Here is a 14,038-nt window from a genome sequence, read left to right on the forward strand (position 1 = left end):
CCGGATCGGCGGCGAGCCCTCGTCGCCGATCCGGGGGCGGATTCCCGAGGCGGGGTGTCTAGGCGCGCACCACCCGGGTACCGGACGGATGCGTCCGCCACTCCGCGGGCGCCCCCGACCGAGAGGTGACCGTGACCATCGACATCACGACCCCCGCCACGACCGCCGCCGACGCCGTCCGCCGCGCGCGGACCGCGTTCCCCGCGTGGGCCGCCACCGCGCCCGCCGAGCGCGGCGCCCTGCTCCGTGCCGCCGCCCACCGCGTGGCCGAGCACGAGCAGGAGCTCGCCGACCTCAACACGCAGGAGACGGGCAAGCCCGCCGGCGACGCGCTGGGCGGCGTGCGCGCCGGTGTCGACACGCTGCTCCAGTACGCCGAGCTCGGCCCGCTTCACCGCGGGAGGAGCCTGCGCGGAGGGGCTCTCAACGTCGATCTGGCCCTGCCGCACCCGCGCGGTGTCGTGCTCGCCCTCACTCCGTGGAACGACCCGGTCGCCGTCGCCGCGGGCCTCCTGGGCGCCGCGATCGTCTCCGGGGATGTCGTCGTGCACAAGCCGAGCGAGCGCAGCCCGGGCACGGGCGCCCTCTTCACGAGCATCCTCGCCGAGGCGCTGCCCGAGGGCGTGCTGACCCTGGTCGAGGGTGACGGGGCGGTCGGCGACGAGCTGGCGCGCACCGAGGGCGTCGACGTCCTCGCCCACGTCGGCTCGACCGCCACCGGCCGCGCGCTCGCCCGGGTCGCCGCCGTCACCGGCGCGCACGTGATCCTCGAGAACGGCGGCAACGACGCGCTCGTCGTCGACCGCGACGTCGACCCGGTCTGGGCCGCCGAGCAGGCCGCGCTGGGCGCCTTCGCCAACGCCGGCCAGATCTGCACCTCCGTCGAGCGGATCTACGTGCACCGCGACATCGCCGAGGCGTTCACGGCGGCGCTGGTCGCCGAGGCCGACCGCTGGAGCGCGGGCCCGCTCCCCCGCCTCGTCGACGCCCGCATGCGCGACGCCGTCCACGAGCACGTCACGGAGGCGCTCGGCAGCGGCGCGCGCGCCCTCACCGGCGGCACTCCCGGGGACGGCACCTTCTACCCCGCGACCGTCCTGGCCGACTGCACCGAGTCGATGCTGGTGATGACGGAGGAGACCTTCGGGCCCGTCGCGCCGATCCGCGTCGTCGACTCCTTCGACGAGGGCCTGGACCTGGCCGCCGCGAGCCCCTACGGCCTGGCCGCCTCGATCCTCACCGCCGACATGGAGCACGCCCATCGGGCCGCGGCGACGCTGCCGGTCGGCACCGTCAAGGTCAACGGCGTCTTCGGAGGAGCGCCGGGCGGCAGCGCCCAGCCCCGCGGAGCATCCGGCTCCGGCTTCGGCTACGGCCCGGAGCTGCTCGACGAGATGACCACGACCACGGTCGTGCACTTCGGTCTGCCCGTCCTGCCGGGAGGCGCGCGATGAGCCTCGAGGGCTCGGCGCTCCAGCGGGCGAGCGCCCTCCTGGCGCACGTCCACGAGCGCCCACCGGTCGTCGCCGTGATCGGGGACCTCATCCTCGACTCCTGGTGGCTCGGCGAGGCGGAGCGCGTCACGCGGGAGGCGCCCGCGCCGGTCCTGCGGCTCGAGGACGTCGTCGACGTCGCGGGCGGGGCCGCCAACACCGCCGCCAACCTGCGCGCGCTGGGCGCCGTCGTCCGCACGGTCGGCGTGGCCGGACGCGACTCCGAGGGCGACCGGCTCGTGCGCGCCCTCGAGCGGGCCGGCCTGGACACCTCCCGGGTCGTCCGCACCGGCGCTGCGACGACGATCAAGACCCGCGTGGTCGGCGGCGACAGCGTGATGCTGCGCGTCGACTCCGGCCCGCACCACCCGGCCGACGACGAGCTGGCCCTGCTCGCCGGTGCCGCCGCCGAGGCCGCCGCGGGCGCCGACGCCGTCCTGGTCTGCGACTACGGCTCGGGGATCCTCCGCGAGGCCGTCGAGCGCCTGCTCGCCGTCGGGCGCCCCGGCCTCCTCGTGATCGACGCGCACGAGCTCGCCGACTGGGCCTTCGCCCGGCCGGACCTCGTCACCCCGAACGCCAAGGAGGCGGAGCGGCTGCTCGGCGGCTCCCTCGGCCGCGGGACGGAGCGGGCCGCCGCCGTGCGCGACGCGGCGGACGACCTGCGCGCCCGCTCGGGCGCCCGGCACGTCGTGGTCACCCTCGACCGGGACGGCTCCACCGCCCTCGACGCCGACGGCACGGTCAGCCGCACCTTCGCTCAGCCCGCGGAGGAGAAGCAGGCGTCCGGCGCCGGAGACACCTTCGCCGCGACCGCCACCCTCGCCCTCGCCGCCGGCCGCTCCCTGGCCACCGCCGTCGATCTGGCGCAGGCCGCCGCCGACGTGGTCGTGCAGCGCCCCGGCACCTCCGTCTGCTCGGGCGACGACCTGCTCGCCTCCCTCGCCGCTCCCGGCGCCGTCGTGCTCGGCGAGGACGCCCTCGTCGAGGTCCTCGCGGAGCAGTCGCGCCGCGGTCGCCGCGTGGTGTTCACCAACGGCTGCTTCGACGTCCTGCACCGCGGCCACACCGCCTACCTCCGCCAGGCCCGCGAGCTCGGCGACGTGCTCGTGGTCGCGGTGAACGACGACGACTCCGTCCGGCGGCTGAAGGGCGAGGGACGGCCGATCAACCCGGAGGGCGACCGCGCGGGCGTGATCGCCGAGCTGGGCTGCGTCGACTACGTGACGCTCTTCGGCGGAGACACCCCCATCCCGCTGCTCGAGCGCGTGCAGCCCGACGTCTACGTGAAGGGCGGGGACTACAACCCCGACATGCTCGCGGAGGCGGCCGTCGTCCGCTCCTACGGGGGCGTCGTCACCACGGTCGGCTACGTCTCGGAGCACTCCACGACCGAGATGGTCCAGCGCATCCGATCGGCCGCGCCGTGACCAGCCGCCGGTGGTCCGGGCGCTGGGGGGTCCACGAGGCTCCCCGGCAGCCGCTGATCGACGTGCTGGTGCCGACGGTCGGCCGCCGTGCCGAGCTCGCCGCCACGCTCGCCGGACTCGCCGCCCAGGACGACCCGCCCTTCCGCGTGATCGTCAGCGACCAGTCCGACGACGCGGTCACCGAGAGCGACCCGACGATCCTCGCGATGCTGCGCGTGCTGGAGGCGCAGGGCCGGGCTCCGGTGGTGCGCCGGCACCTGCCCCGGCGCGGGCTCGCGGAGCAGAGGCACTACCTCCTCTCCCTCGCCACCGCCCCGGCCGTCCTCTTCCTCGACGACGACGTGTGGCTCGAGCCGGGCACGCTCTCGCGGCTGCACGAGGCCCTCGAGCGCCTCGACTGCGGCTTCGTCGGCTCCGCGGTGCAGGGCCTGTCCTACCTCGAGGACGTGCGCCCGCACGAGACGGAGTCGTTCGAGACCTGGGAGGAGCGCGTGGAGCCCGAGCGGGTGCGGCGCGGAACCCCGGAGTTCGAGCGCTGGCCGCTGCACAACGCGGCCAATCTCACGCACGTCGCCGCCCGCCTCGACGTCCCGGAGGGCGCCTGGCGCGCGTACCGGGTCGCCTGGCTGGGCGCGTGCGTCCTCTACCGCCGCGACGCCCTCCTGGCCGTCGGCGGCTTCGACTTCTGGGAGCAGCTGCCCCCGGAGCACAGCGGTGAGGACGTCGCCGCGCAGTGGCGCGTCATGGAGCGCTTCGGCGGCGCGGGCCTGGTGCCCAGCGGCGCCGTGCACCTCGAGACGCCCACGACGGTCACCGACCGGCGCGTCGACGCCTTCGACCGGCTCTTCGCCGAAGAGCACTCGTAACACTCAGCAAGGCGACGAAAGGACAGCACGATGGACGCACCCAACCCGATCCAGATCCAGAAGTACCTCTCGGGCATCGACTACCCCGCCTCGAAGGACACGATCGTCGAGACCGCGGAGAAGGAGGGCGCGGACGGCGACGTCCTCGAGGCCCTCCGTGCGATCCCGGACGGCGACTACGAGAAGCCCACCGACGTGAGCTCGGCCGTCTCGAAGGTCTGACCCCCTCCGCGGGACGCCGCTCCGGTGCACGGCACGCCGTGCCTGCCGTACCGGAGCGGCGTCCCGCGAGCGGCGATCGGCCGGCGCGGAGAGCCGGGGTCAGGCGGAGGCGTGCTCGCGCTCGCGCAGGACGCCGGACTCGAGCGCCTGGAACGACAGCACCTTGTAGCCCTCGGACTCGAAGAAGATCGTCGCCCGGTCGGCCTCCACGCTCATCACGGTGCCGGCGCCCCACTCGCGGTGCTCCACCGACTCGTCGACGCTCAGAGGGGCGTCCACGGGTGCCTCGACGGTCTCGCCGCTCGCCTCGTGCCGCTCGCAGCCGTCGCAGTTGCCGCACCACTCGGCCGACTCCACGCCGAAGTAGTCCAGCAGGACTCGGCGGCGGCACTGGCTGGTCTCCGCGTAGGCGCGCATCATCGACAGGCGCGACTCCGCGATCCGCTCGCGGGAGGCCAGAGCCTCCTTCACCGCGTGCACGGCCTCGTCGCCCGAGGCCTCGCGCGTGGCGCGCAGACCGGACCCGGTCTCCACCAGCCCCGCGTCCGCGAGATCGTTGACGATCCGGGCGATCGTGCGGGCCGGCTTCCCCAGCTCCTTCGCGAGAGCCGCGGAGTCGAGCCCCGGCTGCTCCGAGACGGCCGCCCAGATCACGCGCAGCGCGGCCTTGTCGACCGAGCGCTTGGCGAAGAAGCGGCGGAGACCCAGATCCTCGGCGCGGTAGTGCAGAGCGCCCGTCGCCGGCTCGCCGTCGCGACCCGCGCGGCCGATCTCCTGGTAGTACGCGTCGAGCGACTCGGTGGTCGTCGCGTGCAGCACGAAGCGGACGTCGGCCCGGTCGATGCCCATCCCGAAGGCCGAGGTCGCGACGACGACGTCGAGCTCGCCGGCGCGCCACTGCTCGTGCACGACCTTGCGCTCGGACACCTTGAGTCCGGCGTGGTACGCCGCGACCCGGCGCCCCTCCGCCGCGATGTCGGCCGCGTAGGCCTCCGTCTCCTTGCGGGTGGCGACGTAGACCAGGCCCGGAGCCGTCCAGCTGCGCGCCTCCTCGACCACGGCGGCGCGCTTCTCGTTCTCGCTCTCGTGGCGGTGCACCACCAGCCGGATCTCCGGACGGTCGACGCCGTGCACCTGGATCTCGGGGTCGGTCATCCGGAGGCGCTCGATGATCTCGTCGCGCACCGGCCCGGAGGCGGTGGCGGTCATCGCGAGCACCGGCGGGTCCCCGAGCTCGCCGCGCACGTCGGCCAGGCGGAGGTAGTCGGGGCGGAAGTCGTGGCCCCAGGAGGAGACGCAGTGCGCCTCGTCGACGACCAGGAGCGACACTCCTGCGGCCGCCAGACGCGCCACGTTCTCGGGCTTGGCGAGCTGCTCGGGCGCCAGGAGCACGTAGAGCGGGCCGCCCTCGTCGATCCGGTCCCAGGCGCGGGCGACGGCCGCGGCGCCCTGGGAGGAGTTGATCGCGACGGCGGGCGGGGCCGCCGGAGCCGCCTCGATCGCGGCGAGCTGGTCGGCCTGCAGGGCGACGAGCGGGGAGACGACCAGGACGACGCCGCCGCGCTCGGCTCCGGCGATCTGGTAGACCGCGGACTTGCCGCCGCCCGTCGCCAGCACCAGCAGCGTGTCGCGCCCGGAGGCCGCCGACTCGATCGCCTCGCGCTGACCGGGGAGCAGCGACGACCAGCCGAAGTCCTCCCGAGCGATGCGGCTGACAGAGTCGGTGCGGGAGGAGTTCATAGCTCGACGCTACGACCAGACGGCCCCGGAGGCAGTCCGCTTGACAGCGCCGGGGAGCACGGTGAAGGCGCGTCGCCCGGCCTCGCGGCCCGCCTCTGCCCCCTCGTCCCCGCGCTGTCAACGTCCTGCGGAGGGGCCCGTCGCGTGCTGGGCTGGAGCCCCGACGAGAGGAGCCGACATGGCCGACCAGAACGTGAACGAGGACCTTCCCGGATCCGGCGGCGACGCCGTTCCGAACACCGGCGGCGCGCAGACGGTGCTGCCCGGCGAGGACGCGGCCGACGCCTCCGCCGCGGGGGCCGCTCCCGGGGGCACCGCGATCGACCGCGGTGTCACGGACGCCGTGACCGACGGCGACAGCCGAGGGGACACCGTCTCCGGCGACGCCGACCTGCCGGACGAGACCGAGGGCGCGGTCGGCAGCGACCCGGCGAGCGCCGACTGACGTCCCGCTCGGACGTGTCCGGCCCGCCGGATCCGAGGATCCGCGCGGGCCGGAGGCGCTCGTCCCTCCGCGGAGGAGGGCCCGGGCTCAGCGCCGGACGACCACCGGGTTGAACAGCGTGCCGATGCCCTCGACGTCCACCGCGACGGTGTCGCCGTTCGCGATCGGCCCGACGCCGGCGGGCGTCCCGGTGAGGATCACGTCCCCGGGGAGCAGCGTGAAGATGCGCGAGACGTAGGCCACGAGCTCGGGCACCCCGTGGATCATGTCGCCGGTGCTGCCCGACTGTTGCACGCGCCCGTTGACGCGCGTCTCGATCGCGCTCTCGTTCCAGACGAACTCGGTCTCGATGACCGGTCCGAGCGGGCAGAAGGTGTCGTAGCCCTTCGCCCGCGCCCACTGGCCGTCGGAGCGCTGGAGGTCGCGTGCGGTGACGTCGTTGGCGATCGTGTACCCGAAGACCACGTCCTCGTAGTCCTCCGCGCGGACGTTGCGGGCCACGGCGCCGATCACGATCGCCAGCTCGCCCTCGAACTCCACCTGCTGGCTGTCCTCGGGGAGGACGATCGCCTCGTCCGGGCCGATGACCGACGTGTTCGGCTTGAGGAACACCAGCGGCTCCGCCGGGGCGTCACCGCCCATCTCGGCCGCGTGGTCGGCGTAGTTCCTCCCGATGCCGACGACCTTGGAGCGCGGGATCACCGGCGCGAGGAGCTTCGCCTCCGCGATCGGGATGCGCTCCCCCGTGGTGTCGAACCCGGCGAACATCGGGTCGCCGGCGAGCACGACAAGGTCGTCCTCGTCCACGATCCCGAAGTGGATCGCTCCCCCGTTGTCCCCGTCGCGCTGCGTGGCGAATCGTGCGATCTTCATGCGTCCAGCCTCGTCATCCATCCGTGCGTGTCCTCGCGGCGTCCGTACTGGATGCCGGTCAGCTCCTCGCGGAGCGACATCGTGAGCTCCCCGGCGGGCGCGCCCTCGCGGCCGACGGAGAAGCCCTCGCCCTTGAGCTCGGCGATCGGGGTGATCACGGCGGCGGTCCCGCAGGCGAACACCTCGACCACGTCGCCGGAGGCCACTCCGTCGCGCCACTCGTCGATGCTCACGCGGCGCCGCTCGACGCGGTGGCCGCGGTCCTCGGCGAGCTGCAGGACGCTGTCGCGCGTGATGCCCTCGAGGATCGAGTCCGATTCCGGGGTGACCAGCGTGCCGTCCTTCTTCACCAGCACCACGTTCATGCCGCCGAGCTCCTCGATCCACTGCGACTCCTGCGAGTCGAGGAAGAGGACCTGCGCGCAGCCGTGGCTGTAGGCCTCCTGCTGCGGAAGGAGGGAGGAGGCGTAGTTGCCGCCCGTCTTCGCCGCTCCCGTGCCGCCCTTGCCCGCCCGGGCGTAGGAGGTGGAGAGCCAGATCGACACGGGGGCGACCCCGCCCGAGAAGTAGGCGCCGGCGGGGCTGGCGATCACGTAGTAGCCGACGTCCTCGGCCGCGCGCACGCCGAGGAACGCCTCCTGCGCGAACATGAACGGGCGCAGGTAGAGGCTGGTCTCCGGCTCCGAGGGGACCCAGTCGCCGTCGACCGCGATCAGCTGCCGCAGCGACTCGACGAAGAGGTCCGTCGGGAGCTCCGGCAGCGCGAGGCGGCGGGCCGAGCGCTGCAGGCGGCGCGCGTTCGCCTCCGGGCGGAAGGTCCAGACGGAGCCGTCCTCGTGGCGGTAGGCCTTCATCCCCTCGAAGATCTCCTGCGCGTAGTGCAGGACGGCGGCGGCGGGGTCGAGCGCGAGCGGGCCGTAGGGCTCGACGCGGGCGCTGTGCCAGCCGTCCGTGCGGGTCCAGCGGAGGCCGACCATGTGGTCGGTGAAGTGCATGCCGAAGCCGGGGTTCGCGAGGATCCGGGCGCGCTCCTCGGCGGAGCGGGGCGCGGGGGCGGCGGTCACCTCGAAGGCGAGGTCGGCGGGGGCGGAGTCGGTGCTCATCGTGGTGGTGTCCTTCTGCGGGGGATCAGCGGAGGCGGGCGACGACGGAGTCGCCGATCGCGGCCGTGGAGCGCGGGGTGCCGTCGCGCGACTCGATGTCGGCGGTCACGGCTGCGGTGACGCGGGCGGCCTCGTCGCTCCGGCCGAGGTGGTCCAGCAGCATCGCGGCCGAGAGGATCGCGGCGGTCGGGTCGGCGAGCTGCCGTCCTGCGATGTCGGGCGCGGATCCGTGGACCGGCTCGAACATGCTGGGGAACGCGCCGTCGGGGTTGATGTTGCCCGAGGCCGCGAGTCCGATGCCGCCGCTGATCGCGCCGGCCAGATCGGTCAGGATGTCGCCGAAGAGGTTGTCGGTGACGATGACGTCGAACCTAGCAGGGTCGGTCACGAGGAAGATCGTGGCGGCGTCCACGTGGAGGTAGTCGACGGCCACGTCCTCGAAGGCGGCCCCCACCTCGTCGACGATCCGCTTCCAGAGCGAGCCGGAGAAGACGAGGACGTTCGTCTTGTGCACGAGCGTCAGCCGGGAGCGGCGCGTGCGGGCGAGCTCGAACGCGTGGCGGACGACGCGCTCGACCCCGTAGGCGGTGTTGACCGACACCTCGTTGGCGACCTCGTGCGGGGTGCCCTGCCGGATCGAGCCGCCGGTACCGACGTAGGGCCCCTCCGTGCCCTCGCGGACGACCACGAAGTCGACCTCGCCGGGAGCCGCGAGCGGCGAGGGGACGCCCGCGTAGAGACGGGTCGGCCGCAGGTTGACGTAGTGGTCGAGCTCGAAGCGCAGCCGCAGGAGCAGCCCGCGCTCGATGTTCGCGTCCCGGAGGCGCGGGTCCCCCGGTGCTCCGCCGACGGCGCCCAGGAGGATCGCGTCGTGCCCCGCGATCGCCGCGAGGTCCTCGTCGGTGAGGACGTCGCCGGTCTCGAGGTAGCGGGCGGCGCCGAGCGAGAAGGTGGTCGTCTCGAGCACCAGGTCGGAGTCGGCGGTGACGGCGTCGAGGACCTTGACGGCCTCGGCGGTCACCTCGGGCCCGATCCCGTCTCCGGGGATGACGGCGAGCTTCACGGTGCGGGGCATGGCGGTCCTCAGGCGTACGGGGTCGGAGTCCCCCCAGCGTACTCGCGGCCCGCCCGCGCCGCGGTCCGGGGCACGCGCCCCCCGTCGGGCTGGCGAGGGCCGCCCGGGAGGCGCTGCGCGTCCCGGGCGGCCTCCCTCGGGAGGAGAGGAGGAGCGTCAGCTCCGGCGGAGTCGCCAGGCGCCGACCGCGGCGGCGGCCAGCACGAGGACGACACCGAGCCAGGCCGACCAGCCGACGCCCGAGTCGAACGCCGCGCTCGCCGACGCGACGAGGCTCGCGGCGGAGTCGGCGGGCAGCTCGCCGGCGACCGAGACGGCGCCGCCGAGGGTCTCCCCGGCCCGCTGCGCCTGCGCGGCGTCGAGGCCCTCGGGCAGCACGACTCCCCCGCGGTACACGGCGGTGAGGACCGTGCCGAGCGTCGCGGTGCCGAGGACGGCACCGAGCTCGTAGGCGGTCTCGGAGACGGCGGAGGCCGCACCGGCCTTGTCGGCGGGCGCGTTGGCCAGGATCAGCTCGTTCGACACCGTCTCGGCCGCACCGATGCCCAGGCCGAGGAACGCGAAGGCGACGGCGACGGTGAGCGCGGACGCTCCTCCGGGCGCCCCGCTGCCGAGGGCCAGCAGGATGTACCCGACGGCCGAGACCAGCAGTCCGGCCGGGACGACGAGGCGCGGAGCGACGCGGCGCGCGATCGGCACCACGCCGAGCCCGGCCAGGATCATCACGGCGAGGCCCGGCACGAGCACGAGGCCCGCCTCCAGCGGCGAGAGCCCGACCACGAGCTGCAGGTGCTGCGAGAGGAAGAAGAGCCCGCCGACCAGCGCGGTGACGCTGAGGAGGTTGACCACGATCGCCGCACTGAACGAGCCGCGGCGGAAGAGCGAGAGATCGAGCATCGGCGAGGCCCGGCGCTGCTGGCGGCGGACGAACAGAACTCCCGAGACGACGCCCACGACGAGCGCCGCGACGCCGACCGCGTCGATCCCGTGCTCGGCGAAGGACTTCACCGCGTAGACGACCGGCGCCATGGTCGCCAGCGACAGCAGGATGCTGACCACGTCGACCGGGCCGGGCTGCGGGTCGCGCGACTCCGGCACCAGGATCGGCACCAGGACGACCAGCGGGAGCAGCACGGGCACCGCGAGCAGGAACACCGACCCCCAGGGGAAGTGCTCGAGCAGCACGCCGCCGACCAGCGGGCCGATGCCCGAGCCCACGGCGAAGCCGGTCGCCCAGATCGCGATCGCGAGGCGGCGCTGGTCGCGGTCGGGGAAGACGCTGCGCAGGAGCGAGAGCGTCGAGGGCATCAGCATCGCGCCGAAGAAGCCCAGTGCCGCGCGGGCGCCGATGAGCGCCGCGGCGGTGGGAGCGAACGCGGCCACGACCGAGACGGCGGCGAAGCCGACCGCGCCGACCAGCAGGAGGCGCCGCCGCCCGACGCGGTCGCCGAGGCTGCCCATCGCCACCAGCAGGCCCGCGAGCACCAGCGGGTAGGCGTCGACGATCCACAGCAGCTCGGTGCCGGAGGGGCCCAGATCCTCGGCGATCGAGGGGAGCGCGAAGTTCAGCACCGTGTTGTCGACCGAGACCAGCAGCACCGGGAGCATCAGCACCGCGAGCGCCACCCAGGCGCGTCGCCCGACCCGGTCGGCGGCGCCGGCGGTGTCGTGGGTGGAGACGGGAGCGGTGCGCGCGGACACGGGGACGACCTTTCAGAAGAGAACGGAGAGAGTATACCGTCCGGCCGGTACAGTCGCCACTGATGCGCCGTAGGATGGTCGCCGTGCCTCCTGCCCCCGCCCGCGACCGCGTCCTCGACGCGTTCGAGCAGCTCCTCATCGAGCAGGGCGAGCGCGCCGCGACCCTCGACGCCGTCGCCCGCGAGGCCGGAGTCTCCAAGGGCGGGCTGCTCTACCACTTCCCCTCGAAGGACGCCCTCGTCGACGGGCTCCTGCAGCGCCTCGACGCGCGGCGGGAGGCGGACGTCGCGCAGAGCCTCGCCGCTCCCGAGGGCGTGGTCGCCTACCTGCTGCGCACCTCCTTCGCCGCCGACTCGGCCTTCGACCGCACGATCCTCGCCGTGTCGCGCATCGCGCAGGGGCACGACGAGCGCGCCAGCGGCGGCCTCGCGCGGATCCACGACAGCTGGAACGAGGTGGTCGCCGACGCCGTGGGCGACCCGCTCGTCGCCCGGGCGATCGTCCTGATGAGCGACGGGCTCTACTACAACTCCGCCCTGCTCCCCACGGGCTCGCAGTCGCGCGGCGAGGCCGAGGACGTCCTCGCGGTCGTCCAGCGCCTCCTCGGGAGCTGAGCCGCGCCGCCCCGGCGGACCCGCTACAGCTCGACGACCCCGTCGATCAGGGTCACCGTCGCGCCGCCGATCCAGATCGCGCCGTCCGTGCTCTCGACGCGCACGCGCCCGGCTCGGCCCAACGCCGCCCCCTGAGCGGCCGTGTAGCGCTCGGGCAGCACGCCGCTGCCGATCAGCCACTGGGCGATCCCCGCATTGAGGCTCCCCGTCACCGGGTCCTCGGACACACCGGCGTCGGGGATGAACGCCCGCACCTCGACCGCGCACTCGCCTCCCGCCGGATGCTCGCCCACGACGCCGACGGGGAGCCCGGCGAGGAGAGCCTGGTCCGGCCGCAGCGCGAGGACCTGCTCCGCCGAGGCGAGCCGCACGGCCAGCCAGCCGGGACCGTTGTCGACCCACTCGTGGTCGAGGATCTCCGCGCGCGGGATCCGCAGAGCCGCAGCCACCCGCTCGAGCGTCGCCTCGTCGACCGGTCCGGTCTGCCGGCGGGGCGGGGCGGCGAAGGCGATGCCCTCCTCCGTCACCCGCAGTCGGACGAGACCCGCGGCGCACTCCTGCACGAGCTCCCCCGCCGCGCGGGCCGTCCCTCCGGCCGCGAGCCAGGCGTGCGCGCTCCCGAGGGTCGGGTGCCCGGCGAAGGGCAGCTCCCCGCCCGGCGTGAAGATCCGCAGCCGGTAGTCGGCCGCGGGATCGCTCGGGCGGAGGAGGAAGGTCGTCTCGGAGAGGTTCGTCCAGCGCGCGAACTCCGCCATCGCGGCGTCGCCCACGCCGTCGCCGTCGACGACGACCGCCACCGGGTTGCCCCGGAACGGCGCGGCGCCGAAGACGTCGACCTGAGCGAACCGCCGCGTGCTCACTGCTCGGTGATGTCGATCTCCTGCATGAGGTCGGCGTCGATCGCGACGCGGACCTTCTCGAGCAGGCCGTCCGGGGCGGGGGAGTCGATGGTGATCACCGAGAGCGCCTTGCCGCCCGCCTCGGTGCGCGCGATCTGCATGCCCGCGATGTTGACCGCGGCGTCGCCGAACTCGCGGCCGTAGACCGCGACGATCCCGGGGCGGTCGACGTAGCTCATGACGACGAGGTGCTTCGCGAGGGGGACCTCGACGTCGTAGCCGTTGATCGCCACGATCTTCTCGACCTGCTTGGTGCCGGTCAGCGTGCCCGAGACCGAGATCTGCGAGCCGTCCGAGAGCGCGCCGCGCAGCGTGATCACGTTGCGGTACTCGTCCGAGACCGGCTCCGTGATCAGGCGCACCTCGATGCCGCGCTGCTCCGCGAGCACCGGCGCGTTGACGTAGGACACCGTCTCCGAGACCACGTTGGTGAACACGCCCTTGAGAGCCGCCAGCTTGAGGACCTTCACGTCGTAGCCGGCCAGCTCGCCTCGCACCTCGACGTCGATGGAGGTGACCGGCGAGTCCGCGAGGCCCGAGAAGACCTGGCCGAGCTTCTCGACCAGCGGGATGCCGGGGCGCACGTACTCGTCGATCACGCCGCCGGCGACGTTCACGGCGTCCGGCACGAGCTCACCCGAGAGCGCGAGGCGCACCGAGCGGGCGACCGAGACGCCGGCCTTCTCCTGCGCCTCGTCGGTCGAGGCCCCGAGGTGCGGAGTGACGACCACGTTCTCGAGGGCGAGCAGCGGCGATCCGGTCGGCGGCTCCTTCACGAACACGTCGAGTCCGGCGCCGGCGATGGTCTTCGCGACGAGCGCGCGGTGCAGCGCGTCCTCGTCGATGAGGCCGCCGCGGGCCACGTTCACGATGAACGCAGACGGCTTCATCAGCGCCAGCTGATCGTCCGAGATCATGCCCGTCGTCTCGGGGGTCCTCGGCATGTGGATCGTGATGAAGTCGCTCTCGGCCAGCAGCTCCTCCAGGGAGAGGAGCGTGACGCCGAGCTGCTGCGCGCGGGCGCTGGTCACGTAGGGGTCGTAGGCGACGACGTTCACACCGAAGGCCTGCAGGCGCGCGGTGATCAGCGCGCCGATGCGGCCGAGGCCGATGATGCCGACGGTCTTCTCGTAGAGCTCGACGCCCGTGTACTTCGAGCGCTTCCAGAGGCCCTGCGCGAGCGCGCTGTGCGCGGCGGGGATGTGGCGGGCGAGGCTCAGGATGTGGCCGACGGTGAGCTCGGCGGCCGAGATGATGTTCGAGGTCGGCGCGTTCACGACCATGACGCCCGCGGCGGTCGCGGCGGTGATGTCGACGTTGTCCAGGCCCACACCGGCGCGGGCGATCACCTGGAGCGAGGGGGCCGCGGCGATCGCCTCCGCGTCGACCTGCGTCGCGGAGCGCACGAGGATCGCGTGCGCCGTGGCGAGGGCCTCGAGCAGCGCCGGGCGGTCGGTGCCGTCCACGGAGCGGATCTCGAAGTCGGGACCGAGCGCGTCCACGGTGGCGGGCGAGAGTTCTTCGGCGATCAGGACGACCGGCTTTGTCACGAGAGGCGCTTCCTTCGGAGAGGGGAC

The 14,038-nt window shown here is 73.9% G+C and carries 13 protein-coding genes; 6 read left to right on the forward strand and 7 right to left on the reverse strand.

Annotated elements, in window-relative coordinates; translation table 11 throughout:
• The first annotated feature begins 131 nt into the window (after positions 1–131).
• Genes C5C36_RS06605 through C5C36_RS06620 form a run of 4 tightly spaced genes read left to right on the forward strand, consistent with a single transcriptional unit; the run spans position 132 to position 4,011 of the window.
• Positions 132–1,454 (forward strand): aldehyde dehydrogenase, encoded by a 1,323-nt coding sequence (locus C5C36_RS06605; protein WP_258069358.1) that lies wholly within the window; start codon positions 132–134, stop codon positions 1,452–1,454.
• Positions 1,451–2,923 (forward strand): D-glycero-beta-D-manno-heptose 1-phosphate adenylyltransferase, encoded by a 1,473-nt coding sequence (rfaE2, locus tag C5C36_RS06610; RefSeq protein WP_104309443.1) that lies wholly within the window; start codon positions 1,451–1,453, stop codon positions 2,921–2,923. The genes C5C36_RS06605 and rfaE2 overlap by 4 nt, the downstream gene beginning before the upstream one ends.
• Positions 2,920–3,789, forward strand: coding sequence for a glycosyltransferase family A protein (locus tag C5C36_RS06615; RefSeq protein WP_219814885.1), 870 nt, complete (start codon positions 2,920–2,922; stop codon positions 3,787–3,789). Before rfaE2 ends, C5C36_RS06615 begins: the two co-directional genes overlap by 4 nt.
• Before the next feature lie 30 nt (positions 3,790–3,819).
• Positions 3,820–4,011 (forward strand): DUF2795 domain-containing protein, encoded by a 192-nt coding sequence (locus C5C36_RS06620; protein ID WP_104223528.1) that lies wholly within the window; start codon positions 3,820–3,822, stop codon positions 4,009–4,011.
• Between the two features lie 99 nt (positions 4,012–4,110).
• On the opposite strand, the gene C5C36_RS06625 is transcribed toward C5C36_RS06620, so the two are convergent.
• Entirely contained in the window at positions 4,111–5,751 is a 1,641-nt protein-coding gene (locus C5C36_RS06625) for a RecQ family ATP-dependent DNA helicase (protein WP_104239270.1), read from the reverse strand.
• Between the two features lie 178 nt (positions 5,752–5,929).
• On the opposite strand from C5C36_RS06625, the gene C5C36_RS06630 reads away from it, so the two are divergent.
• Entirely contained in the window at positions 5,930–6,196 is a 267-nt protein-coding gene (locus C5C36_RS06630; RefSeq protein ID WP_104309444.1) for a hypothetical protein, read from the forward strand.
• Between the two features lie 87 nt (positions 6,197–6,283).
• On the opposite strand, the gene C5C36_RS06635 is transcribed toward C5C36_RS06630, so the two are convergent.
• The 4 genes from C5C36_RS06635 to C5C36_RS06650 form a co-directional block, all read right to left on the reverse strand.
• Complete coding sequence (locus tag C5C36_RS06635; RefSeq protein ID WP_104309445.1) at positions 6,284–7,069, reverse strand: fumarylacetoacetate hydrolase family protein; 786 nt, start codon at positions 7,067–7,069, stop codon at positions 6,284–6,286.
• Positions 7,066–8,172, reverse strand: coding sequence for a branched-chain amino acid aminotransferase (locus C5C36_RS06640; RefSeq protein WP_104226252.1), 1,107 nt, complete (start codon positions 8,170–8,172; stop codon positions 7,066–7,068). The genes C5C36_RS06635 and C5C36_RS06640 overlap by 4 nt, the downstream gene beginning before the upstream one ends.
• 25 nt (positions 8,173–8,197) lie before the next feature.
• Positions 8,198–9,247, reverse strand: coding sequence for a 3-isopropylmalate dehydrogenase (locus C5C36_RS06645; protein ID WP_104223533.1), 1,050 nt, complete (start codon positions 9,245–9,247; stop codon positions 8,198–8,200).
• Positions 9,248–9,403: 156 nt separating this feature from the next.
• Positions 9,404–10,948 (reverse strand): MFS transporter, encoded by a 1,545-nt coding sequence (locus tag C5C36_RS06650; protein ID WP_258059394.1) that lies wholly within the window; start codon positions 10,946–10,948, stop codon positions 9,404–9,406.
• Between the two features lie 74 nt (positions 10,949–11,022).
• Here C5C36_RS06650 and C5C36_RS06655 point away from each other — a divergent pair, with 74 nt between their 5' ends.
• Positions 11,023–11,562: a TetR/AcrR family transcriptional regulator gene (locus tag C5C36_RS06655; RefSeq protein ID WP_208543367.1), complete on the forward strand. Its 540-nt coding sequence runs from the start codon at positions 11,023–11,025 to the stop codon at positions 11,560–11,562.
• A 23-nt stretch (positions 11,563–11,585) separates the two neighbouring features.
• On the opposite strand, the gene C5C36_RS06660 is transcribed toward C5C36_RS06655, so the two are convergent.
• Positions 11,586–12,422: a PhzF family phenazine biosynthesis protein gene (locus C5C36_RS06660; RefSeq protein ID WP_104309446.1), complete on the reverse strand. Its 837-nt coding sequence runs from the start codon at positions 12,420–12,422 to the stop codon at positions 11,586–11,588.
• Positions 12,419–14,011 (reverse strand): phosphoglycerate dehydrogenase, encoded by a 1,593-nt coding sequence (gene serA / locus C5C36_RS06665; protein WP_104223535.1) that lies wholly within the window; start codon positions 14,009–14,011, stop codon positions 12,419–12,421. The genes C5C36_RS06660 and serA overlap by 4 nt, the downstream gene beginning before the upstream one ends.
• Between the last annotated feature and the right edge of the window lie 27 nt (positions 14,012–14,038).

It is taken from the genome of Rathayibacter sp. AY1G1 (assembly GCF_002932095.1).
Classification (GTDB): domain Bacteria; phylum Actinomycetota; class Actinomycetes; order Actinomycetales; family Microbacteriaceae; genus Rathayibacter.